The sequence below is a fragment of the Neolewinella aquimaris genome, assembly GCF_014197245.1.
In the GTDB taxonomy this organism is placed as follows: domain Bacteria; phylum Bacteroidota; class Bacteroidia; order Chitinophagales; family Saprospiraceae; genus Neolewinella; species Neolewinella aquimaris.
The window spans coordinates 377875-397870 of record NZ_JACIFF010000001.1; the positions used below are offsets into that span (position 1 = coordinate 377875).

21 protein-coding genes are annotated in these 19996 nt (G+C 58.4%); 10 read left to right on the top strand and 11 right to left on the bottom strand.

Annotation, left to right across the window (positions count from 1 at the left end; all coding sequences use genetic code 11):
• The first annotated feature begins 252 nt into the window (after positions 1 to 252).
• The 4 genes from GGR28_RS01520 to GGR28_RS01535 all read left to right on the top strand — a co-directional run bounded on the left by GGR28_RS01520 (position 253) and on the right by GGR28_RS01535 (position 5295).
• Complete coding sequence (locus GGR28_RS01520) at positions 253 to 801, top strand: hypothetical protein (RefSeq protein ID WP_183493945.1); 549 nt, start codon at positions 253 to 255, stop codon at positions 799 to 801.
• Between the two features lie 205 nt (positions 802 to 1006).
• Positions 1007 to 2641, top strand: a complete 1635-nt coding sequence (locus tag GGR28_RS01525; RefSeq protein WP_183493946.1) for a S8 family peptidase — start codon at positions 1007 to 1009, stop codon at positions 2639 to 2641.
• The gene (gene selD / locus GGR28_RS01530; RefSeq protein ID WP_183493947.1) at positions 2641 to 3675 is read left to right on the top strand and encodes a selenide, water dikinase SelD; all 1035 of its coding nucleotides are present in this window, start codon (positions 2641 to 2643) and stop codon (positions 3673 to 3675) included. The genes GGR28_RS01525 and selD overlap by 1 nt, the downstream gene beginning before the upstream one ends.
• Positions 3676 to 3717: 42 nt before the next feature.
• Complete coding sequence (locus GGR28_RS01535; protein WP_183493948.1) at positions 3718 to 5295, top strand: apoptosis inducing factor family protein; 1578 nt, start codon at positions 3718 to 3720, stop codon at positions 5293 to 5295.
• 1 nt (position 5296) lies between these two features.
• Here the strand turns inward: GGR28_RS01535 and GGR28_RS01540 are convergent, their stop codons facing one another.
• Positions 5297 to 5896: a PNPOx family protein gene (locus GGR28_RS01540; protein ID WP_183493949.1), complete on the bottom strand. Its 600-nt coding sequence runs from the start codon at positions 5894 to 5896 to the stop codon at positions 5297 to 5299.
• 338 nt (positions 5897 to 6234) lie between these two features.
• On the opposite strand from GGR28_RS01540, the gene GGR28_RS01545 reads away from it, so the two are divergent.
• A complete protein-coding gene (locus GGR28_RS01545) occupies positions 6235 to 6444 on the top strand; it encodes a hypothetical protein (RefSeq protein ID WP_183493950.1) in 210 nt (69 codons plus the stop codon).
• Between the two features lie 11 nt (positions 6445 to 6455).
• Here the strand turns inward: GGR28_RS01545 and GGR28_RS01550 are convergent, their stop codons facing one another.
• Genes GGR28_RS01550 through gatC form a run of 6 tightly spaced genes read right to left on the bottom strand, consistent with a single transcriptional unit; the run spans position 6456 to position 11517 of the window.
• Positions 6456 to 7535: a GNAT family N-acetyltransferase gene (locus GGR28_RS01550; RefSeq protein WP_183493951.1), complete on the bottom strand. Its 1080-nt coding sequence runs from the start codon at positions 7533 to 7535 to the stop codon at positions 6456 to 6458.
• A gap of 57 nt (positions 7536 to 7592) precedes the next feature.
• Entirely contained in the window at positions 7593 to 8219 is a 627-nt protein-coding gene (locus GGR28_RS01555) for an ABC transporter ATP-binding protein (RefSeq protein ID WP_183493952.1), read from the bottom strand.
• On the bottom strand, positions 8209 to 9009 hold the full coding sequence (lpxA, locus tag GGR28_RS01560) for an acyl-ACP--UDP-N-acetylglucosamine O-acyltransferase (RefSeq protein ID WP_183493953.1): 801 nt from the start codon (positions 9007 to 9009) through the stop codon (positions 8209 to 8211). The genes GGR28_RS01555 and lpxA overlap by 11 nt, the downstream gene beginning before the upstream one ends.
• Positions 9010 to 9046: 37 nt before the next feature.
• On the bottom strand, positions 9047 to 10435 hold the full coding sequence (locus GGR28_RS01565) for a bifunctional UDP-3-O-[3-hydroxymyristoyl] N-acetylglucosamine deacetylase/3-hydroxyacyl-ACP dehydratase (protein WP_183493954.1): 1389 nt from the start codon (positions 10433 to 10435) through the stop codon (positions 9047 to 9049).
• A gap of 39 nt (positions 10436 to 10474) precedes the next feature.
• Entirely contained in the window at positions 10475 to 11206 is a 732-nt protein-coding gene (locus tag GGR28_RS01570) for an ABC transporter ATP-binding protein (protein WP_183493955.1), read from the bottom strand.
• A 26-nt stretch (positions 11207 to 11232) separates the two neighbouring features.
• Positions 11233 to 11517 carry an Asp-tRNA(Asn)/Glu-tRNA(Gln) amidotransferase subunit GatC gene (gatC, locus tag GGR28_RS01575; RefSeq protein ID WP_183493956.1) on the bottom strand — a complete coding sequence of 95 codons (285 nt, stop codon included), beginning with the start codon at positions 11515 to 11517 and terminating at the stop codon, positions 11233 to 11235.
• A 150-nt stretch (positions 11518 to 11667) separates the two neighbouring features.
• Here gatC and GGR28_RS01580 point away from each other — a divergent pair, with 150 nt between their 5' ends.
• Genes GGR28_RS01580 through ribH form a run of 3 tightly spaced genes read left to right on the top strand, consistent with a single transcriptional unit; the run spans position 11668 to position 15462 of the window.
• On the top strand, positions 11668 to 13896 hold the full coding sequence (locus tag GGR28_RS01580; protein ID WP_183493957.1) for an SPOR domain-containing protein: 2229 nt from the start codon (positions 11668 to 11670) through the stop codon (positions 13894 to 13896).
• A gap of 22 nt (positions 13897 to 13918) precedes the next feature.
• On the top strand, positions 13919 to 14887 hold the full coding sequence (locus GGR28_RS01585) for a threonine ammonia-lyase (protein ID WP_183493958.1): 969 nt from the start codon (positions 13919 to 13921) through the stop codon (positions 14885 to 14887).
• A gap of 53 nt (positions 14888 to 14940) precedes the next feature.
• Positions 14941 to 15462, top strand: coding sequence for a 6,7-dimethyl-8-ribityllumazine synthase (gene ribH / locus GGR28_RS01590; RefSeq protein WP_183493959.1), 522 nt, complete (start codon positions 14941 to 14943; stop codon positions 15460 to 15462).
• Here the strand turns inward: ribH and xseA are convergent.
• Positions 15459 to 16688 (bottom strand): exodeoxyribonuclease VII large subunit, encoded by a 1230-nt coding sequence (gene xseA / locus GGR28_RS01595; RefSeq protein ID WP_183493960.1) that lies wholly within the window; start codon positions 16686 to 16688, stop codon positions 15459 to 15461. The genes ribH and xseA overlap by 4 nt on opposite strands.
• Before the next feature lie 81 nt (positions 16689 to 16769).
• Here xseA and rlmF point away from each other — a divergent pair, with 81 nt between their 5' ends.
• Positions 16770 to 17609, top strand: a complete 840-nt coding sequence (gene rlmF / locus GGR28_RS01600; RefSeq protein ID WP_183493961.1) for a 23S rRNA (adenine(1618)-N(6))-methyltransferase RlmF — start codon at positions 16770 to 16772, stop codon at positions 17607 to 17609.
• On the opposite strand, the gene GGR28_RS01605 is transcribed toward rlmF, so the two are convergent.
• Positions 17603 to 18265 (bottom strand): YggS family pyridoxal phosphate-dependent enzyme, encoded by a 663-nt coding sequence (locus GGR28_RS01605; RefSeq protein WP_183493962.1) that lies wholly within the window; start codon positions 18263 to 18265, stop codon positions 17603 to 17605. The two genes, rlmF and GGR28_RS01605, sit on opposite strands and share 7 nt — an antisense overlap.
• Positions 18266 to 18464: 199 nt before the next feature.
• On the opposite strand from GGR28_RS01605, the gene GGR28_RS01610 reads away from it, so the two are divergent.
• Positions 18465 to 18644, top strand: a complete 180-nt coding sequence (locus GGR28_RS01610) for a hypothetical protein (RefSeq protein WP_183493963.1) — start codon at positions 18465 to 18467, stop codon at positions 18642 to 18644.
• An 82-nt stretch (positions 18645 to 18726) separates the two neighbouring features.
• On the opposite strand, the gene GGR28_RS01615 is transcribed toward GGR28_RS01610, so the two are convergent.
• Positions 18727 to 19308 (bottom strand): FKBP-type peptidyl-prolyl cis-trans isomerase, encoded by a 582-nt coding sequence (locus tag GGR28_RS01615; RefSeq protein WP_183493964.1) that lies wholly within the window; start codon positions 19306 to 19308, stop codon positions 18727 to 18729.
• Between the two features lie 68 nt (positions 19309 to 19376).
• A complete protein-coding gene (gene msrA / locus GGR28_RS01620) occupies positions 19377 to 19970 on the bottom strand; it encodes a peptide-methionine (S)-S-oxide reductase MsrA (RefSeq protein ID WP_183493965.1) in 594 nt (197 codons plus the stop codon).
• Positions 19971 to 19996 lie beyond the last annotated feature (26 nt).

Below are 19996 nucleotides of genomic sequence, written 5' to 3' on the forward strand. Positions count from 1 at the left end.
GCATTGACCTTTCACATGGGGGTTCAGAAAGCTAAATTTCCCCACTTCGAGTAATTTTTTTGCCGGTATTCGCTGTTCTGGGTAGGCGATGTGGAGCTTGATTTTGCCGTCACATTCGAAGCACCGCTTGCACTTTCACGCCATTCATCTTGTCCCCCGGTCAAAGTTTTGGCTCATTCGGGCGGTCAGATTCAGTTTTTCATCCGCAGTGGAAAGCGCAGTTCCTGCTTAGGTTGGTACAATCAACCACCTATGAGAACGCTACTTCATCTGACCTTGCTGTTATTTCTATTCTCCACCTGCGACGGCGGCGGCGACGACCAGGACGGCGGCGATCTTTCCGCAGCCCGTAACCTGCAGATCGGAGAACTACAGACCCGCATCGACGGCAACATCTGGAAGGCAACCGCCTCCTTTGGTGCCCAATCGGTAGGAGGGGGCTTCCGAACGCTATCCATCTCAGCGCTCACGGATGCCGGTCTTAGTAGCCAGAAGACCTTTTCAATCTACCTGTTCCAAACCAGTGAGGATGAAATGCTGTCCGGTCAGTACGATTACGACCCAGACTGCAGCAGCAGCCCCGGTATCCCGTGCTTGTCCGCACTATACGTAGACGAAACGAACAACTACTTGCTAAGTGGACAAACCGCCGCAGAAATGGGTACCCTGAATATAGAATTTTACGACGGGCCGAACGGCCCGTCCGCGGCGGGTACCTTTTCCATGGTTATGGGCATTGTGGACGAAAGCGGCACCCTGGAATTTACGGACGGAAAATTCAACGTGATGATTGTGGAATGAGGTGCCGTCCGTCCCCGCCGGGAGGAAACAGCCGTGCCAGCCGGACTTCCTGCCGGTGAATGTGCAGTAACGACTTTAACCTTCCCCTAATAAACGCTCCGGCTGCTCACCCGTTAGCTTGGCATTCAGTGTGAACCCTGCTCCCGCGGCCCCGCCACAACCGAACGACGGGGGGGAAGTGTTTACCTTGCGCCAAAATAACCAAATGATGAAACAGCTTTTTTTTCTGCTTGCACTTTCGTGTGCGGTAACCCTCGGTGCCCAGGAAGCTGGAACCCCCAACAACTGGTGGGAACTCGACCGCACGGACAATACCTTTCCCGGTGTGAGTGCAGCGAAGGCCAACGCCTACCTCGAAGGTAAGAAAGCGGAAACAGTGGTGGTCGCCGTCATCGATTCCGGCGTCGACATCGAGCACGAAGACCTGAAGGACGTCATCTGGACCAATCCCAACGAAATCCCCGGAAACGGCATCGACGACGACAACAACGGCTACGTCGACGACATCCATGGCTGGAATTTCATCGGTGGTGCCGACGGCCGCAACGTCAACTACGAAAACCTGGAAGTGGTACGGATGTACAACAAACTTCACGCCAAGTACAACAACCGCAACCGGGACGGACTGAGCAAGAAGGAGAAAAAAGAGTACGACGCCTACCTCCAGTACAAGGAGGAGATTGAGGCGAAGGAAGCCGAGCTCGGGCCCACCGCGGAGCAGTTTACGATGATCAAGGGCGCACTAGATCAGGTGCTTGCCAAAATGGGCAAGTCTGCCGACGAGGTCACTTCCGACGACATCGCTGCGTACAAGGGCGACGACCAAATCACCATGATCGTCAAGAACATCGTAGCCAACACCGCGGCTAATGGTGGAAGCTTTGCCGATCTGTACAACCAGTTCGAACAGGGCACCGAATACTTCGACGGCCAAATAAAGTACAACTACAACACAGACTTCGACGCCCGCGAGATCGTCGGCGATAACCCGGAGAACCTCGACGAGCGGTATTACGGCAACAGCGACGTAGAAGGACCCGATGCGGCCCACGGCACCCACGTAGCGGGCATCATTGCCGGAGTACGTGACAACGGCATCGGCGTGAACGGAGTAGGCGGACCGAACGTGCGCATCATGAGCATCCGTACCGTACCCAACGGCGACGAGCGGGACAAGGACGTGGCCAACGCCATCCGGTACGCGGTCGATAACGGAGCAAAGGTGATCAACATGAGCTTCGGCAAGGGCATCAGCCCCTACAAAAGGGAGGTCGACGCGGCCATGAAGTACGCCGAGAAGCGCGACGTACTGATGGTACACGCCGCCGGCAACGACGGTAAACTGCTTACCCTGGCTAACAACTACCCCAACGATACCTACGACGGCAAAAAGCGCAGCAGCAAGACATGGATCGAAGTGGGGGCCGCCAGCAGCGACTACGGCGACCAACTCGCCGCCGGCTTCTCCAACTACAACAAAAAGTACGTAGACGTATTCGCCCCCGGTGCCCAGATCTATTCGACGATCCCTGATGACCAGTACGCCAAATTTGACGGCACCTCCATGGCCGCACCGATGGTGGCGGGAGTTGCCGCCCTGGTACGCAGTTACTTCCCCGACCTGAAGGCGAAACAAGTGAAAGAGATCATCGAGGAAAGCGCCCTGCCCGTCAACCTGGAAGTAATCAAGCCCGGATCGGAAAACGAGAAGATCAAATTTTCGGAATTATCCGCTACCGGTGGCTTAGCCAACGCCTACACCGCCGTCCGTCTTGCCGAGCGCACCAAGGGCAAGAACCGCCGTGCCCCCGAGCGCGATGCCAGTCTGATGAACTATTAATGGTCAAGCTTACCGAATTTTCTCACGGCGCCGGTTGCGGGTGTAAAATCGCTCCGGCCGTGCTGGACCGTATTCTTGCCCAGACGGCCAAGGGAGAACCCTTCCCCAACTTGCTGGTCGGCAATGCCGAACGGGACGACGCCGCGGTGTACGACCTCGGAGACGGTACGGCCGTCATCAGTACGACCGACTTCTTCATGCCCATCGTGGACGATCCGCTCACCTTTGGCCGCATCGCCGCTACCAATGCGATCAGCGACGTGTACGCCATGGGTGGCACACCCTTGCTGGCTATCGCGATTCTGGGTTGGCCGGTCGATAAATTGCCCCCCGAGGTGGCCGGACAGGTGGTCGAGGGCGGCCGACAGGCCTGCGCCGAAGCGGGTATCCCCCTGGCCGGCGGTCACAGCATCGACAGTCCCGAACCGATCTTCGGCCTTGCCGTCAGCGGTAGGGTCGACATCGCTCACCTGAAGAAAAATGGCGGGGCACGGTCGGGCGACCTGCTCTTCCTGACCAAACCGCTCGGAGTAGGCATCCTGAGTACCGCCCAGAAGAAAAAGCTGCTGCGTCGCGAAGATGCGCTGCTCGCTACCGAACAAATGGTTCGTCTCAACCGCATCGGACCGGAACTCGCTCGTCATAGTTTCGTGCACGCGATGACCGACGTCACGGGCTTCGGTTTGCTCGGTCACCTCACCGAAATGTGCACGGCCAGCAACACCCGGGCGACCATGTACATGGATCGGGTGCCGCTCATCGATGCCGAAATCCTGGACCACTACCTGAATGCCGGCTGCATTCCGGGAGGGACCAAACGCAACTATGCCAGCTACGGCGACCACGTAAACTTGTCGACGGAGCGGCAGAAGTGGTTGCTCGCCGATCCCCAAACCAGTGGTGGCCTGTTGGTGGCCGTTGCGCCGGAATCGGAGGAGGAATTTCGGGCGTTTTGTGAGCGCAAGGGGCATCCCGTCACCTCATTCGGGGAGATGATTTCACCGGGGAACGGTAAGCTGATCGAAGTGGTGTGAACTAATGCCGGAAGGGCGGTTTTAGTAGCAAAATCACCGCCCATGACACCGGTATTCACCCTCTCCCAGTTACCCGATGGCCACATGCACCAAGTGAAGGTGGGCGAGTACGACGTACTGCTCGCCAACGTTGCCGGTGAGGTCTATGCGGTAGAAAACAAGTGCAGCCACTACGGCGCTCCGCTTACGGGGGGTGCCCTGTGCCAACACCGGGTCCGCTGCCCCTGGCACCACGCCTGCTTCGATGTCCGCACCGGAGCGCAGATAGAGGCACCCGGAATGGATGGTCTGGCCCGCTTTGCCGTCCGCGTCACCGGAGACGACATATCGGTAAGCAACGAACCCGTCGAGGAACCCCGGCCCGAAAAGGTGCCGGAACGGACCCTGCCGGAAATCGATACCGTCGAGCAGGTTGACTACCTGGTGGTGGGCGGTGGGGCCGCCGGAGCCTACGCGGTAGAGGCCATTCGCGGCGAGGATGCCGAGGGCAGCATCCTGTTCATCGCTAAAGAAGGCTTACCGCCCTACGACCGCACCATGGTCAGCAAACCCTACCTGGAAAAGGATATGCCGGTCGAAAAACTTCCCCTACGGTCGGCCGAATTTTACCGCAAGCTCAACGTGAATTTTCTGGCGGGAACGCAGGTGCAGGGGCTCGACCTGAAAGCAAAATCGGTGACGCTACCGAACGGCCATACCCTGAGCTACGACCGGGTCCTGTTGGCAACGGGGGCTACGCCGCTGAAGCTCAAGGTACCGGGCAGTGACCTGGATGGCGTCTACACCCTCCGCAAGGCCGAAGACGCCCACCTGGCCCGGGAAGCGACCGGGGAGGGAAGTAAGGTAGTGATCATCGGCGGCAGTTTCATCGGACTGGAGGCCGCAATGAGCCTCGGTAAACGGGGAGGAGACATTACGGTGGTTACCCGGGAGAAAATTCTCTTCGAACCCTCCTTTGGCGAAAAGGTAGGACGCTTCATCCGCCAGCTACATGAAGAAGCCGGCGTCACCTTCCGGATGAGTGGGGAGGTGAAAGAAATCAGGGGAGAAGGTAAAGTCCGCGAAGTGGAACTGGAAAGCGGGGAGATCCTTCCCGCCGACCTGGTCGTAGTCGGCATCGGCGTTAAACCCACGACGGATTACGTAAGCGGTATCGCCTTTCAGAACGACGGTAGCCTGAAGGTCGACGGCCACCTGGCCATCCACGGTAAAAATGCCTGGGCTGCGGGAGACATTGCCACCTATCCCGACCGGGAAGGGTTCGTACGCATTGAGCACTGGAAGGTAGCCGCTCAACAGGGCCGCGTAGCGGGGCGCAACATGGCGGGAAATTCCCAACCCTACTATATGGTTCCCTTCTTCTGGTCGAACCAGCAGGGCACAAATTTCCGCTACGTGGGCCACGCGACGAACTTCGATCGCATCGTGTTTGACGGCGAGCCGGGCGACGGACCTTTCCTCGCATTTTACATCAAGGACCGTCACGTTCAGGCCTGCCTCGGAGTAAAACGGGATGCCGAGACCGCCGCGATCGGCGAATTGATGACCCGGGGGAAAATGCCATCCATCGACATGCTGATCGATCGGGAGTGGCTTACGATCTGCCGGGAACTTCGGTAGCTCAGGGGACGATCCAGTCCAGTTTCCACACTCCGGCTGCTCTGGTAGCCGTCAGGCGCGCGTTACCCTGCCGACTGAGTTGCAGAACCTCTCCCCACCGCAGCTGGGTTTCGAGCACGCAAAAATTTGCTTCGGCGTAATCCGTTTCAGCGAGCGTCCGCTCATCCCAGTCGGCGGGCAGGCCGGTCTGGGCTTCCGGCAACCCGGCAGCCGGGGGAAGTAGGGTAGCGTAGGCGCGACGACCGTGTTTCGGCAGTTCACTGAAGATCCGTTGGCGCTCTTCGTCTCTCACCAGGAGTGCGGGGCCACCACAGGTGAGCTGTAGTTTGGTAGCCGGATCCCAGAAAAGCCAGGACAGTTCCGCGCCCTCCCGCCTGAGGTGATCCATCTTTACGGAACGTATGTCGGTGTAGCACCTTAGGGTAGATTGATCTTCCGTGGCGGCGTCGCGCAGCACCACGGTGCGTAGTCTAGGAACGCCGTATGGGTCGGTAGTGGCGACCGCCGGAGTAGCGTAGGGATGGTCAGGAGTGTTAAGGGCCTCAAAAATCAGCTGCCAGGCTTGTTTCCAAAGGTCATCTGATACTATCTTACGGAGCATAACCAATAATTCTGGAATGTCTGGGAATTATTGCCCGGTTGTCAAAACGGTTCCATCGAATAAATACGTATGTATTTACCAGCTGGTACACGCTCCGACGAGCAACGATTCTTGGATCGATGAAACGAAAAACATGAGGTGACCTTTTTTGGTGAGCTGCGTCACATGACCGGAAACGGCATGTATAGTCGTCGCCAAAGTATTAAGTGTCTCTCAATATGAATATGGGTTTTAGGTGTTTTTCCGGAGGGTCTGATCGAAAGTTCGGACCCTCTTTTGTCGTACAACCATCCCAGCGCGAAAGTCGTTCTATCTTTGCCCCTTACAAACCTTAGAACATGAGCTTCCTCACTCTCTTTGCCGTCATTTTTGCCGTTTTTGGACTGAGCTTTGTGCTGATCAACATCCGGCATCTAATTACCGGTGACGAGTTTCGGGGCACCTGCGCCAGCAACAATCCGATGCTGAAAAACAAGATCGGCAAATGCGATGTGTGCGGCAAAACTCCCGAAGAGGACTGCCAGCTTCCGGAAATGCCTAAGGCCTAAACCTCAATCCGCTAGCGAACCTGACGCATGGCATCGCAAACCTTGGCGATGTGCTCGACGGAGGGCGTACGCACGATTATCCTGCGTACGGCGAGTAGTTCCGTTACGAATCCTTCCGCCCTAAAGGTCTTGAGATACTCAGCATTGAACAACAGCTGGGTCTGGACCATATGGCGGCATTCCAGCATGAAGTAGTTGCGGTCTTTCGGATCGTAGGCGACCACGAAGATTTCCTTTTCCATTATTTCGGTCAGGGGCACCAGGTAGGGGTAGGGGAAATAGTCGTCGTTCCAAATGTCGTACAGCCCGGCCTCGAACAGCGGATATACCTTGAGCTGCACCGAGTGCCCCAGGTCATTGAACAGTTCCACAAACTTCGTGAGCGCGTGTACCTGAGCCTCCACCGGACCTTCCCGCAGCGGATCCAACTCCCGGTAAGGCTGCCACTTATCGGTACGGATGTCGAAGTATTCGGCGGTACCGAGCCGGAGCTTGTAGTCGAACCTGGCGTACCCCGGTACTACGTAGCCGGGGTAGTAGTAGCGAATCCCGCGATCCAGACAGAATTGAATTTCCAACAACATCGTGTAGTAGCCCAGACTGAAGGAGCGCAGGTTGGGGTCGAAGATGCCGAGGATGCTAGCGGCCGATTCATTGCCCAGATCGAAGTAGCTACTGGCCACCAGTTTGCCGCTGACCCGCTCGCGCACCGACACCTCCCAGGTGTTGAATACCACGTCCCCGTCGTAGTCTTCCAGGCTGTCGGCAATGGTGGGGGAGAGGCGGCCGTCGAACTGTTCGGCGTACAGGTCGTACAGGTCTTCGTGCTCTTCGTCGATCGTGCGGGTAGCAACGACGGTGGTAAACAGTTGGCTGTTCTTGCGCAGCAGTTTGCGCTGGCTCCGGGAGAAAGCAAAGTCTTGCAGGTCGATCCGTATCCAGAGCGCGGAATACGGCCGGTTCTTGAAAAACAAGAAATGGGTGGTAAAGATGGTAGATCCCATACGGTACCATCCCCGGGCCAGGTGCCAGTCCAGGGTATCCGGGCTCAGGATAAAGGGCGTATTCTTTTCGGCGTAGCTGAATAACATATAGGTACCCCAGTGAGGTGGGTGTAATATCCGAATTTAGTGGGGGAAGCACGAATGCTACAGGTCGGTAATTAAACTGCACGACACTAAGTCCCGTGCATCGTTGCTGGCAATAACGGTAAGGCGGCCCGTTGCGAACCGGTCGAGCTCCCCAAAGAACCACTCGGCGGCCGGAAAGTCCAGGGTTACGGTAGGCTCGTCCAGGATCAGCAGGGGAGTGGCCGCGTACAGTGCGGTGGCCAACATCACCCGTTGCCGCATGCCGGAAGAGCAATCGGTAAGTTTTCGGTCGCGGAAAGATCCGAGGCCGATCCGCTCGCAGATGGACTGGGGAGTAAGGCCAACCACAAGCGGTTTCATGGTAAAATTAAACTCCAGCAGCTCAATAACGGAAAGTTCCTCGACCATTTCGAGGTAGGGGCCCGTCCAACTCACGTAGCGAAAGATATCGCCTACCGGAATATCGTGCCCGGAAATCGTGTACTTTAAGTCTCCCCGGCTGGGACTGAGTTGTCCGGCAATGATTCGCAGCAGGGTAGATTTTCCGGAGCCGTTGCGCCCACGTATCCCGTAGATGCCGCCGGATACGTAGGTAGCGGTATGCTGTTTGAGTACCCACTCCCGTCCAAACTTTTTCGATACCTCCCGCAGTTCGATCCGTAATTGCGGAATATCAGTTTCCATTGTCCAGGGCCTGGAAGCTGCGGATGATGCCGGTCTTTTCCGTCGCTCCGATAAAGCTTACCACTTCGTCGCGCTCGTCCGATACCGGTACCGAAGCCTCGATCTCGGTCACCGCATTGGTGATATTCAGGCCCTTGACGAACAGAATACGGTAAATCTCGTGGATCGCGTTGATCTGGTTGATGGTGAAGCCCCGCCGCTGCAGCCCGATCCGGTTGACCCCGATGTAGCTCAGGGGCTCGCGGGCGGCACGGATGTAGGGAGGTACGCTCTTGCGCACCAGGCTTCCCCCGGCAATGAAGCTGTGTCGTCCGATGCGAACGAATTGCTGCACGCCCACCTGTCCTTCGATGATCACGTAATCTTCCAGTACGACGTGCCCGGCCAGGTTTACGTTGTTGGCGATGACGATGTTGTCGCCCAGTATACAGTCGTGGGCCACGTGGGCGTAGGCCATTAGCAGGCAATTGCTGCCGACGCGGGTGGTGCCGGCTGCGGCCGTGCCGCGGTTGATCGTAACGTACTCCCGGATGGTCGTACCGTCACCGATCTCGGCCGTGGTGTATTCTCCCCGAAACTTGAGGTCCTGAGGAACGGCGGCGATCACCGCTCCGGGAAATATCCGCACGTTTCTCCCGATGCGGGCGCCCCCATAGATCGTAACGTTGGGACCGATCTCACAGCCCTCCCCGATCTCAACATCTTCCTCGACGGTGGTGAAGGGCCCTATGGTTACACCGGCTCCTAGTTTCGCGTTGGGATGAACGACGCTCAGGGAATGAATGGACATGTGGTGGGTTAAAAAGGGTGAAAAAAGGGCCGAACGTCTAGCTGCGGCGAACGATTTGGGCCACTAAGTCAGCCTCCGATACCAGTTTGTTGCCTACGTAAGCAGTGCCCCGCATTTGGCAGATCCCCCGCCGTACGGGTGCGATTAATTCCATCTTGAATAGAATGGTATCTCCCGGGACAACGAAGTTTTTGAACTTCGCGTTCTCAATTTTAAGAAAGTAGGTGTCCCAATTGCCCGGATCTTCCTGTTGGGTAAGGACCAGCAGACCACCGGTCTGCGCCATGGCTTCGATCTGCAAAACGCCGGGCATGACGTGGTTGCCGGGGAAGTGGCCCTGAAAGAAAGCCTCATTGAACGACAGGTTCTTCAACCCGACAATGTGGTTTTCCCCCTTCTCGATGATCTTGTCGATGAGCAGAAAAGGGTAGCGGTGGGGCATGATCTCCAGGATCTGCTCTACGTTATAAACCGGCTCGTCGTTGGGATTGTACTGGGGGCGACCCTTAAGGCGCCGCTGGTCCAGGTACGCCTTTTTGAGCAGCTTGGTAAAGGCGACGTTGACGCGGTGTCCGGGCTTAGTGGCCAGGATACGCCCGCGGATCGGTACGCCGAGTAGGCTGATGTCGCCCATCACATCGAGCAGTTTATGGCGAGCCGGCTCGTTGTGAAACTTTAGGTCGAGGGTATTGAGGATTCCCTGCTCGGTCACCTCCACGGTATCCTTCCCCATCTTCTGGGCAAGCGAATCGAGGCGGGGCTGCGGCACGTGACGGTCGGCGATTACGATGGCGTTGGTCAGGTCGCCCCCGCGGATGAGATCGTGCTCGAAGAGGGCCTCCAATTCATGTAGAAAAACGAAAGTGCGGCAGGGCGCAATCTCTTCGGCGTAGTCTTCGTAGCCCCGCAGGGTAGCGTACTGTTGTCCGAGCACCGGACTGTCGAAGTCGATCATGCTCACGACCTCGAATCCGTCGTAGGGTAGGGCAACGATCTCCGAACCCGTGGTTTCGTCGCGGAAGGTGATGGGCTCCTCCACCACGAAGTAGTCGCGGGGAGTGTCCTGCTCTTCAAAGCCGACCTGCTGGAGCACTTCGACGTAGGGGCTTGCGCTGCCGTCCAGAATCGGTACTTCACCGCCGTCGATCTCGATCAGAATGTTGTCGATCTGCAAACCGCTCAGGGCACTGAGCAGGTGTTCGATGGTCGAGACGGTAGCGGATCCTCCACCCAGGGTCGTCGAACGTTCGGTACTGACCACCCGGTTGACGTCTACGTTCATGAGCGGCTGCTCGTCCAGATCGGTACGTTTGAACTTAACGCCGTGACCGGTGGGTGCGGATTTGAAGGTCAGATTTACTTGCTGACCGGTGTGCAGGCCTACCCCACTAATGGAGACTGTGCCGGCAATTGTACGTTGGTTCATATATACTATCCCACTTTTCTGGGCGGCAAAGATAGTACGTCAGGCCTGATTGTACCGGTGGCTCGGATCGCTGGCCCGAATGATGTGCTCGTTCAGCTCGTCGCTCTCCGTCTCCCCATCCCGCAAACGGACGATACGGTGGGCGTGCTCGGCGATGTCGGGTTCGTGGGTTACGATGATCACGGTGTTGCCCCGATTCTGGATTTCCTCAAAGATTCCCATGATCTCCATGGATGTTTTGGTGTCCAGGTTTCCGGTGGGCTCGTCGGCCAGGATGATGGCGGGCCGGTTGACGAGGGCCCGGGCTATGGCCACCCGCTGTCGCTGTCCTCCGGAGAGTTCATTGGGGCGGTGATCGAGGCGATCGCCCAGTCCGACGGACTCCAGGACTTCCGCCGCACGCTGTTGTCGCTCCCGACGACCCAGTCCGGCGTAGACGAGGGGCAGGGCAACGTTTTCGAGGGTGGTCTGCCGCGGCAGGAGGTTGAAAGTCTGAAAGACGAAGCCGATCTTCTCGTTGCGGATATTGGCCAGCTCCGTATCGTCCATTTTACTGACGTCTTTGCCGTCGAGGTGGTAGGTGCCGGATGTCGGCGTGTCCAGGCAACCCAGCAGGTTCATCAGCGTAGACTTGCCCGAACCCGAGGGGCCCATCAGCGCAACGTACTCGTTCGTCAGGATCTGCAGGTCGATACCGCGTAGGGCCCTTACCTGGGTCTGGCCCATGATATAGGTCTTGGTGAGCGATTTAATGTCGATGACGGCAGACATAGGCGTAGGATGGGGTTATAAAAAAGTTAAATGACCCGGGGAACCTTGAAGTATTCCCCGTCGCTGTCCGGCGCGTTTGCCAGTGCGCTATTGCGGTCGAGGTGGTTTCCGATCCGGTCGGGACGCAGCACCTGCTCGACTTCGGTGACGTAGCGCAGGGGCTCCACACCTTCCAGGTCGAGCTCGTTCAGTTTCTCTACCATCGCCAGGATGTTGACCAGGTCGGTGCGCAGTCGCTCCACCCTTTCGGGGGGCAACGCCAGTTTTGATAGATCCGCTAGGCGCAATACTAGGCCTTCGTCCACATTCATAGCCTCTGTTTTCGACAAAGCTACGCTTCCCGCCGCTCAACTACCGCCGGGGTGGTGGTTGCCGGTGGTTCCGGTTGCCCCGCTCCTGCGTCCCCGCCCAAAAGTGACGCGTGGAAAATCCCTATGTTTGGGGCGACCTACCTTGAATCAATGAAACATTGCACGCGCCTGCTCGCCCTCCTCTTTTTTTGCGGTATTGCGCTTCCGGTGACGGCACAGTTCCGGACCGAAAAGCGTACCGCCGACAAAGAATTCGAGCTGCACGCTTACAACCTCGCGATCCAGAGCTACCGGCGTGCCCTCGCTTACCGCAACGACGACCTGGAGACCCTGTCGCGCCTCGGCGATGCCTACCGGATGCTCAATCAGTTGGATACGGCCCGCATGTTCTACGAACGGGCAATCAACGACCGCCGGGTCACCCCGGAAACCCTGCTGGCCTACGCCCACACCCTTAAGGCGCTGGGTGAATACGAGCAGGCCCAACCGCTCTACCTGGCCTACGCCCGTGAAGCGGAGGCTACCGTCGGCAATCATTACGCAAGGAGTTGCGATTTTGCCGTGCTGCAGCGCAACGAGTCCGCCGGGTTTACGGTACGCCCGGTAAACGTGAACAGCCCGGCGGCCGATTTCGGTCCCACCGTCCCCCGCTCCGGCCAACTGGTCTTCAACTCATCCCGCATTGACGAAGACTTCAGTGGCGTTGCCGTAAACCGGCCCTATGTATCGGTGGTGGAGGATGGCGGTGCCCTTTCAGCGCCCGTCCCGGTTGTCTTCCGTTACCGGGTGGAGAACGGCAACGTCGGCCCGGTCAGCTACAGCCCCGACGGCACCCAGGTCGTATTCAGTCGCAACAACTTCACGCCCGGCACCCGGATGATCCCCGAAGCCGGCATTACGCTGAGCCTGATGGTAGCGGACGTTAACGAGGCCGGAGCCTGGACCAACGTTCGGCCGCTACCCTTCAACGGCAACGATTTCAATACCGGTTTCGGTAGTTTCGGAAGCGACGGGACTACGATCTACTTTGCCAGCGACCGGCCGGGCGGGTGGGGCGGCTACGACCTTTACCGCGTCAAAAAATTGGGCGATGACTGGGAGGTTGCGCCGGAGAACCTCGGACCGACCGTCAATACCCAGGGACACGAGATCACCCCGTATTTCGATGGCTCCAGCCTGTTTTTCTCCAGCAACTGGCACCAGGGACTGGGGGCGTACGACGTATTTCGGGCCGGTATGGAAAACGGTCGTCCCGGGACGCTCTTTCACCTGGGTGGTGCGGTAAATAGTTCACGCGACGATATGGGCTTTATTTATGACCCCGCCTCGGGACAGGGATACGTCGTGTCCAATCGCACGGGCGACGCAACGCAAGAGGACATATATGCCGTACAGCTGGAGCTGATCAGCCCCGCAGTGTCCGCCGCGGAAGCGGCTTCACCCTCCGCGATCAGCACCGGTGTGCCGGAGGGCGTAGTGAGCAATACGCCGGTACCGTACGGCAGGGTTCGCGGGTATGTATCCGATATTCAGACCGGCAGGCCGGTAACGGACGCCGCGGTTAAAGTGACCAGCAGGCGGGATGCCTCGGTGACCAACATGCGGACCGACGCGGAAGGGGCCTACTACCTCGCGGTGGAACCCAACAATGTGTATGACGTGCAGGTGGAGGCCACCGGGTACGAGCCCATGAGTTTTCCGGTAACGACCACCGCCGCCGCCGATCCAGACCTTTTTGGAAACATACTCCTGCTGCCGGCGCAGTCCGTAGCGGTGGCCGATCCCGTCGCCCCGCCGGCAACTGAGGTGCAGCCCGAAGAATCACAAGCGGAACCCGCCCCCCAGACGTACGGTGAGTCGCCCTCCCTCGTCGCTCCCCCCTCCGGCTTTGCCATCCAGGTCGCCAGCGTTGCCTCGGCGCCGGACCTGACTGCATTCGACAAGCTTGCAAGCCTGGGTCGGGTGTACGCAGTGGAGGCCGACGGACGGTACAAAGTACGGGTGGGCACCTTCGCCGATCGGGAGCAGGCGGTCGCGGCGGCTAGCCAGGTCAAGGACTTGGGATACGCGGGCAGTTTTGTGGTCACTGAAACGCAAGTAGCAGCTGTTCTTGCCGCTCCGGCTCCCACCGTTACGACCACCGATGCGCCGTTCCGGGTGCAGTTGGGCGCCTTCGGTAAACCCGAAAACTTTGACCGGCAGCGGGCGACGGCACTCGGGACCCTGGCCAGTATGCAGAAGGGCGACCTGACCGTTTTTTACATCGACGGACTTACCTCCCTCACCCAGGCGGAATCGGTGCAGCGCCGGGCGCTTGCGGCCGGCTTCACCGGCGCTTACGTCCTGCAGTTGGTGGATGGCAGCTACGTCAAGCCCTGAACAACCAAATTTATTCGTACCGATGATCGAGTTGCAGCCGCTTAACGTAATCCCTAACCAGGCCGACCTACTGGTGACCCACGAAGCCATTCACCCCTTCGTGCACCGCACCCCCGTGCTGACCAACCGAAGCATCGACCGGATGGCCGGGGCGAAGTTGTACTTCAAGTGCGAGAATTTTCAACGGATTGGCGCCTTTAAGATGCGGGGTGGCGCGAGTGCCGCCCTGCGCTTTACACCTGCCGAACGGTTGCGCGGACTGGCTACCCACAGCAGCGGCAACCACGCCCAGGCCGTAGCCCGGGCCGCTCAGGAACTCGGGGTGCCCGCCTACATCGTGATGCCGCACGACGCTCCCCGGGTAAAGATTGCCGCCGTGGAAGGCTACGGGGCTACCATCTTTTACTGCAACAACACGCCCCGGGAGCGGCAACAGGCCCTGGACTCCGTCGTGGAGCGCACCGGTGCGGCCTTCATCCACCCCTTCGACGACTACGGGGTGATCGCCGGTCAGGCTACGGCAGGAATGGAACTGATCGAGGACACCAGCGTAGTATTGGACTGCATCATCACCCCCGTGGGTGGGGGAGGACTACTCGCCGGGACCGCCCTGGCGGCTCGCTACTTCAGCGTAAAGGCGCAAGTTTACGGTGCCGAACCGGAGGCCGTCGACGATGCCGCCCGCAGTCTCGTAAGCGGTAAAATCGAGATCAACGAATCCAACGTGACCGTCGCCGATGGCCTGCGCACGAACCTGGGCGAGCGCACCTTCGCAGTGATTCACCGCTACGTCCCCAAGATTTTTCTGGTTTCGGAACAGGAAATCGTTGCCGCCATGCGCCTCATCTGGGAGCGGATGAAGATCATCGTCGAGCCCAGCTGCGCCGTGCCCCTCGCCGCGGTACTGCGCTACCCCGAGGAATTTGCCGAAAAGGAAGTAGGCATCATCCTGACCGGTGGAAACGTGGACGTCGACAAGCTACCATTTTAACCCGGGGCCAACATTGATCCCGCAACGGGTGTATCCATCCCAAAATATCCCCCATGGCCTCCGCCCGCAAAAACCTTAGCTCCTACGACGAAAACAACCTGCCCGATGCCGCCCCGATGAGTTTCGGAATTGCGGTAGCCGACTGGAACGAAGACATCACCCACGCACTCTACGAGGGGTGCTACGAAACCCTCGTGAAGCACGGTGCCCAGGCGGAAAACATTCACACCGTACAGGTTCCCGGCACCTTCGAACTGCCCACGGCCGCCCGCCTTCTCGCTAGTCGGGAAAAGCTGGATGCCATCGTCTGCCTTGGATGCGTGATCAAGGGGGAAACCCAGCACGATGAGTACATCAACAATGCCGTAAGTCAGGGGCTCGTCAACCTCAGCATCGCAACCGGAAAACCGTACATCTTCGGGGTGCTCACCCCCAACACTCATGAGCAAGCCCTGGACCGCGCCGGTGGAAAGCACGGAAACAAGGGGGTCGAGGCCGCCGTCACCGCCATCCGCATGGCAGCGCTCTACCGCAGCAACAAGCTGAGCAAAAAATCGATCGGCTTCGGTAATTAATCCTCCTTTCGCAGGACGACCTTGCCGTTCCGGAGCCTGACTTCCACGGGACCGGTGTTGACTGCCGCAGGATCGACGATCAGCCTGCCCGCCTGGCTCACCAGGGCATACCCGCGGTTCAGCGTGGTCGTGGGATGCAGCGCCTCCAACAGTTTATCGTAATGATTCAGCTGCAGCCTGGTCGTTGCCACCGCCCTGCGGGCCGCATCGTTGAGCTGTTTTTCCTGGGCGGCGGCGCGCAGGTGCGCAGCACTCACGGAGGCCAGGGCGGTCTGGTGGATGCCGGATTGCAGTCGGTCGAGCCGGTTTGCTTGCTGGTTGCCTAAGTGGTCCACGATAGTGGCGACCGACCTACCCAGGGCCAGCAAGCCCGCTTCCGCACGTAATAGGCTGTCGACCAAAAAAGCAGCGACGGCGGTCGGGGTTTTCAGGCTGCGGTGTACGACCCGGTCCAGCACCGTCGTATCGATCTCGTGGCCAATGCCGACGAGTACGGGAAGCGGTGCGGCGGCCACCGCTCGGCACAGTTGCTCTTCGTCAAAGGCCGCCAGGTCGGTTTTTCCGCCTCCGCCCCGCACAATCACGATGGCGTCGTATTCATCCCGGCGGCGCGCGATCTGCCGCAGTCGGGAGGAGATTTCCTCGCCCGTCTGCACGCCCTGCATGGCGGCCCCGTATAGGTCGGTGTGGAATACGTATCCGTAGGGGTTTTCCCGCAGTTGCCTGTCGAAGTCCACCAGTCCCGCGGCGGTATCGGAACTGATCACCGCCAGCCGCTGCAGTACCGGGGGGAGGGGCAGGGAAGCGTTGCGGTCTAGGATGCCATCGCGACTCAGTGCTTCCAGGGTAGCCTGCCGCGCTTTTTCCAGACTACCGATGGTGTGGGCGGGATCGACGTCCTCCACGATCAGTTTGAGCCCAAAGCGTTCGTGAAACGAGGCAGTGACTTTGAGTCTGACCGACATTCCCTCGCGGAGCAGGCCGTCGATGACTCTAGAGGTGTGTTCCTTCCGTATCTTTTTGAGGGCGCTGGCCCACACTACCGCATCCAATTGGGTAGTGATCTCTCCCGAATCCGGTGCCTTCTCGACTAGTGTGAGCCAGGTGTGGCCCCTCGATCCACTGACCTGGGCCAGTTCGGCCGACACCCAGATGGCTTCCGGCAGGTTGAGGGCGAAGACGCGGCGAATAAAGGCGGCGAGTTGCGAGAGGGGGAGGGTATCCATGGCGCCCAAATTAGGTAAGACGGTGCGGACCTACTACCCCCGTTAAAGTGACCGTAGAGAAGTGCCTACTTTTGCCCGACCATGCACGAAAAGAACCGGTACCGAGACCAGCACGACTTCAGCGCCCTCTGCGCGCTGGAACCGGAACTAAGGCCGTTTCTGACCGTGACGCCCGACGACCGGGTTTCCCTCGACTTCAGCCATCCCCGCGCGGTGTACCTGCTGAACCGAACCCTGCTGTTGCGCGACTACAAGCTCAAACACTGGGATATACCGGCGGAAAACCTCACCCCACCGATACCCGGGCGCCTCGATTACATACATGCCCTCCACGATTTATGTCCGGATACGAAGCGGGTGCTCGATATCGGGACCGGGGCAAGCCTGATCTACCCGATTCTCGGGGTGGGGGAGTACGGCTGGTCTTTTGTCGGGAGTGAGATCAATGCAACGAGCGTAAAGGTAGCCCGGGCCCTGATTCAGTTTAATCCATCATTGCGGCGGCGGGTTGAAGTTAGGCAGCAGCCGGATCCCTCCCGCATCTTCGATGGCATTATTGTTGACGGGGAGTCCTTCGACCTTATCATGTGCAATCCGCCATTTTTTGACAGCCGCGAAGCGGCGACGTTGGCTGCCCGCAAGAAATGGGAAAAGCTGGGTCGGTCGGATGGGGGACTGGCCTTTGGCGGGGCCGACCGGGAACTCTGGACCGTTGGTGGCGAGCCGAGTTTCCTGCGCACCATGATCGAGGAAAGTGCTACCTATGCCTCACGCGTGGGTTGGTTTACGACCCTGGTCTCCAAACGGGGGTACCTAAAGCAGGCCCTTGCGCACCTGGAACAACGGCAGGCTTCCGAAGTGAAAGAGATCCGCCTGGCCCAGGGGAACAAACAGATGCGCATACTGGCGTGGCGTTACTGACGCTCCCCGAGCAGCAGGCTACCGATACGGACGAGGGTGCTTCCCTGGTCGAGGGCGATGCGGTAGTCGCCCGACATTCCCATACTGATCTCAGTGAACATGGGGTTGTCTTCGAAGTAAGTCTCCTTTACTTCCGAATAAATTTCGTGGAGGGTACGGAATTCTTCCGCTACGAGATCCCGATCGTCCGTATAGGTGGCCATACCCATCACCCCCAGGATCCGAACATTCCGGAGCGGGTGGCGGGAAACGTCGTCTAACAATTCCACGCCGGTGCTGCGTGTGAGTCCGTACTTGCTTTCCTCCACCGCGATGTGGTACTGCAGCAGGACGTCCACACTGTTTCCACCCGCTCGTTTGTCCAGTTCGCGCAGCAATTTGAGGCTGTCGCCCGAGTGGATCAGGTGGGCCAGGGGGACCACGTTCTTCGCCTTCTTCGTCTGAAGGTGACCGATAAAGTGCCAGTTGATGTCTTTCGGCAGTGCGGCGTGTTTTTCGGCTAGCTCCGCTACTCGATTTTCCCCAAAATCCCGGTGACCTAAATCGTAGAGTGACTGAATGACCTCAACGGAATGCGTTTTAGTAACGGCGACCATTCGCGCGCCGGAGGCTGCAATCTCCCGGCTGAGGGAGACGTAGGTATCGTTTAGGGACATGTGTTAAATTTTTTAAGCAAGCCGGCCCGGGGTGGAAAAGTTCATCCTTGCCGAAAACATACCGGTCCCTGCCAATCTTGCCCCGCGCCGTAAAGCGGGCCCGGCGGTGTCACCAAATTGAGTGAACCGGCGGGGTAACGGATATGATTTTCAGTATATTAAGCGTTAAATCAGCAAGACCTACAATTACGTACCAAATATGAGCTATATCACCCTTAAGAACGATCGCAAGCGCCGCCGCCAGGCAAGGGTCGTTACTTTCATCGTCACCGTATCTATGCTAAGTGCCGCTGCCTACGGAATGGGTGCTACCCAGGAGTTAGCGGACTTCTTCCAACAACTGATCGCCACCGCTCCCGCTGCGGAGCCCGTCGCCTAGACACAGAAAGGGCCTTCCGATCACCGGCAACAAGGGTTGCATCGACACCGGAAGGCCCGTTCAGTTTTAATCGATCGCTGCTTTACTTGACCTCGAACAGTTCGACGTCAAAAATCAGGGCAGCATACGGGGGGATTGCGGGTGCCGATCCCCGGGGACCGTAAGCCAGATCGTAAGGAATGAAGAAGCGGTATTTTGCTCCTTCCTTCATCAGCTGCACGCCCTCGGTCCAACCGGGGATAACCCGGTTCAACGGAAACTCAATCGTTTCGCCGCGTTCGACGGAACTGTCGAAGACGCTGCCGTCGATCAGGGTTCCGTGGTAGTGGACGCGCACGGTTTCGGTTGCCGCGGGGCTTGCTCCGGTACCTTCCTTAAGCACTTCATACTGCAGGCCGGAATCGGTCACCTTTACTTCGGGCCGCTTGGCGTTTTGTGCCAGGAAAGCTTCGCCCTCTTGGCGGGCTTCCGCTCCTGCGCTTGCCGCCGCCTTCTCAACGTGCTGCTGGATGTACTGATTGGCTTGTTCGGGAGTAACCTTGGCGGTGCCATTGAGTCCTTCTTCAAATCCCTTCGCCAAGCTGGATGCGTCGATGCTGTCGAAGCCCTGCTGTTTGAGGTTCTGGCTCAGCACGATGCCGAGGCTGTAACTGGTGGTATCCATAGTGGATGAATTTTGCGCCGCTGCCGCGGCGGTAAAAAGGAGTAATACAAGCAAGCTGGCTAACAGTTTCATGCGCGGGATTTAAGACGGTGGCTGTACTTCTTTCTTATCTTGCTCACTTTGGGGGTGATGACGAAGCTACAGTAGCTGTTGCGGTCGCCGACCTTGTTATAGTAATCCTGGTGGTAGCCCTCGGCCGGGTAGAAGGCCTGGAAGGGATGAAGCTCGGTAACGGCCGGCTTTCCGTAGAGTTCGGGGACCAGATCATTCATCAGTTGTTGAGCAGCTTCTTTCTGTTCGTCGCTGGTGTAGAATATGGCGCTGCGGTACTGTGGCCCGACGTCGTTTCCCTGACGGTTGGGCGTAGTTGGATCGTGGGCCGCGAAGAATATTTCGAGAATATCCCTGCGGTCGATAACGGTGGGGTCGAATTCTACGAGGATTACTTCCACGTGTTTGGTTTGCTTGGTGCAGACCGCTTCGTAGTTAGCGGTTTCGGCCGTTCCGCCGGCGTAGCCGCTGACGACGCTTTCGACACCTTCGATATCGACGAAGACGGCCTCGACGCACCAGAAGCACCCGCCACCGAGAATAATGGTTTCTTTGCGGGGCGTATTGTTCACTTGGTTGAGCACTTCGCCGAACTGGTAGGAGGTTGACATATATTATGCGTTATGTGATGGTTAGA

Excerpts from the sequence above, each read along its gene's own strand:
- GGR28_RS01520 (WP_183493945.1), top strand. The coding sequence starts at position 253 with ATGAGAACGCTACTTCATCTGACCTTGCTGTTATTTCTATTCTCCACC.
- GGR28_RS01525 (WP_183493946.1), top strand. The coding sequence starts at position 1,007 with ATGATGAAACAGCTTTTTTTTCTGCTTGCACTTTCGTGTGCGGTAACC.
- selD (WP_183493947.1), top strand. The coding sequence starts at position 2,641 with ATGGTCAAGCTTACCGAATTTTCTCACGGCGCCGGTTGCGGGTGTAAA.
- GGR28_RS01535 (WP_183493948.1), top strand. The coding sequence starts at position 3,718 with ATGACACCGGTATTCACCCTCTCCCAGTTACCCGATGGCCACATGCAC.
- GGR28_RS01540 (WP_183493949.1), bottom strand. The coding sequence starts at position 5,896 with ATGCTCCGTAAGATAGTATCAGATGACCTTTGGAAACAAGCCTGGCAG.
- GGR28_RS01545 (WP_183493950.1), top strand. The coding sequence starts at position 6,235 with ATGAGCTTCCTCACTCTCTTTGCCGTCATTTTTGCCGTTTTTGGACTG.
- GGR28_RS01550 (WP_183493951.1), bottom strand. The coding sequence starts at position 7,535 with ATGTTATTCAGCTACGCCGAAAAGAATACGCCCTTTATCCTGAGCCCG.
- GGR28_RS01555 (WP_183493952.1), bottom strand. The coding sequence starts at position 8,219 with ATGGAAACTGATATTCCGCAATTACGGATCGAACTGCGGGAGGTATCG.
- lpxA (WP_183493953.1), bottom strand. The coding sequence starts at position 9,009 with ATGTCCATTCATTCCCTGAGCGTCGTTCATCCCAACGCGAAACTAGGA.
- GGR28_RS01565 (WP_183493954.1), bottom strand. The coding sequence starts at position 10,435 with ATGAACCAACGTACAATTGCCGGCACAGTCTCCATTAGTGGGGTAGGC.
- GGR28_RS01570 (WP_183493955.1), bottom strand. The coding sequence starts at position 11,206 with ATGTCTGCCGTCATCGACATTAAATCGCTCACCAAGACCTATATCATG.
- gatC (WP_183493956.1), bottom strand. The coding sequence starts at position 11,517 with ATGAATGTGGACGAAGGCCTAGTATTGCGCCTAGCGGATCTATCAAAA.
- GGR28_RS01580 (WP_183493957.1), top strand. The coding sequence starts at position 11,668 with ATGAAACATTGCACGCGCCTGCTCGCCCTCCTCTTTTTTTGCGGTATT.
- GGR28_RS01585 (WP_183493958.1), top strand. The coding sequence starts at position 13,919 with ATGATCGAGTTGCAGCCGCTTAACGTAATCCCTAACCAGGCCGACCTA.
- ribH (WP_183493959.1), top strand. The coding sequence starts at position 14,941 with ATGGCCTCCGCCCGCAAAAACCTTAGCTCCTACGACGAAAACAACCTG.
- xseA (WP_183493960.1), bottom strand. The coding sequence starts at position 16,688 with ATGGATACCCTCCCCCTCTCGCAACTCGCCGCCTTTATTCGCCGCGTC.
- rlmF (WP_183493961.1), top strand. The coding sequence starts at position 16,770 with ATGCACGAAAAGAACCGGTACCGAGACCAGCACGACTTCAGCGCCCTC.
- GGR28_RS01605 (WP_183493962.1), bottom strand. The coding sequence starts at position 18,265 with ATGTCCCTAAACGATACCTACGTCTCCCTCAGCCGGGAGATTGCAGCC.
- GGR28_RS01610 (WP_183493963.1), top strand. The coding sequence starts at position 18,465 with ATGAGCTATATCACCCTTAAGAACGATCGCAAGCGCCGCCGCCAGGCA.
- GGR28_RS01615 (WP_183493964.1), bottom strand. The coding sequence starts at position 19,308 with ATGGATACCACCAGTTACAGCCTCGGCATCGTGCTGAGCCAGAACCTC.
- msrA (WP_183493965.1), bottom strand. The coding sequence starts at position 19,970 with ATGTCAACCTCCTACCAGTTCGGCGAAGTGCTCAACCAAGTGAACAAT.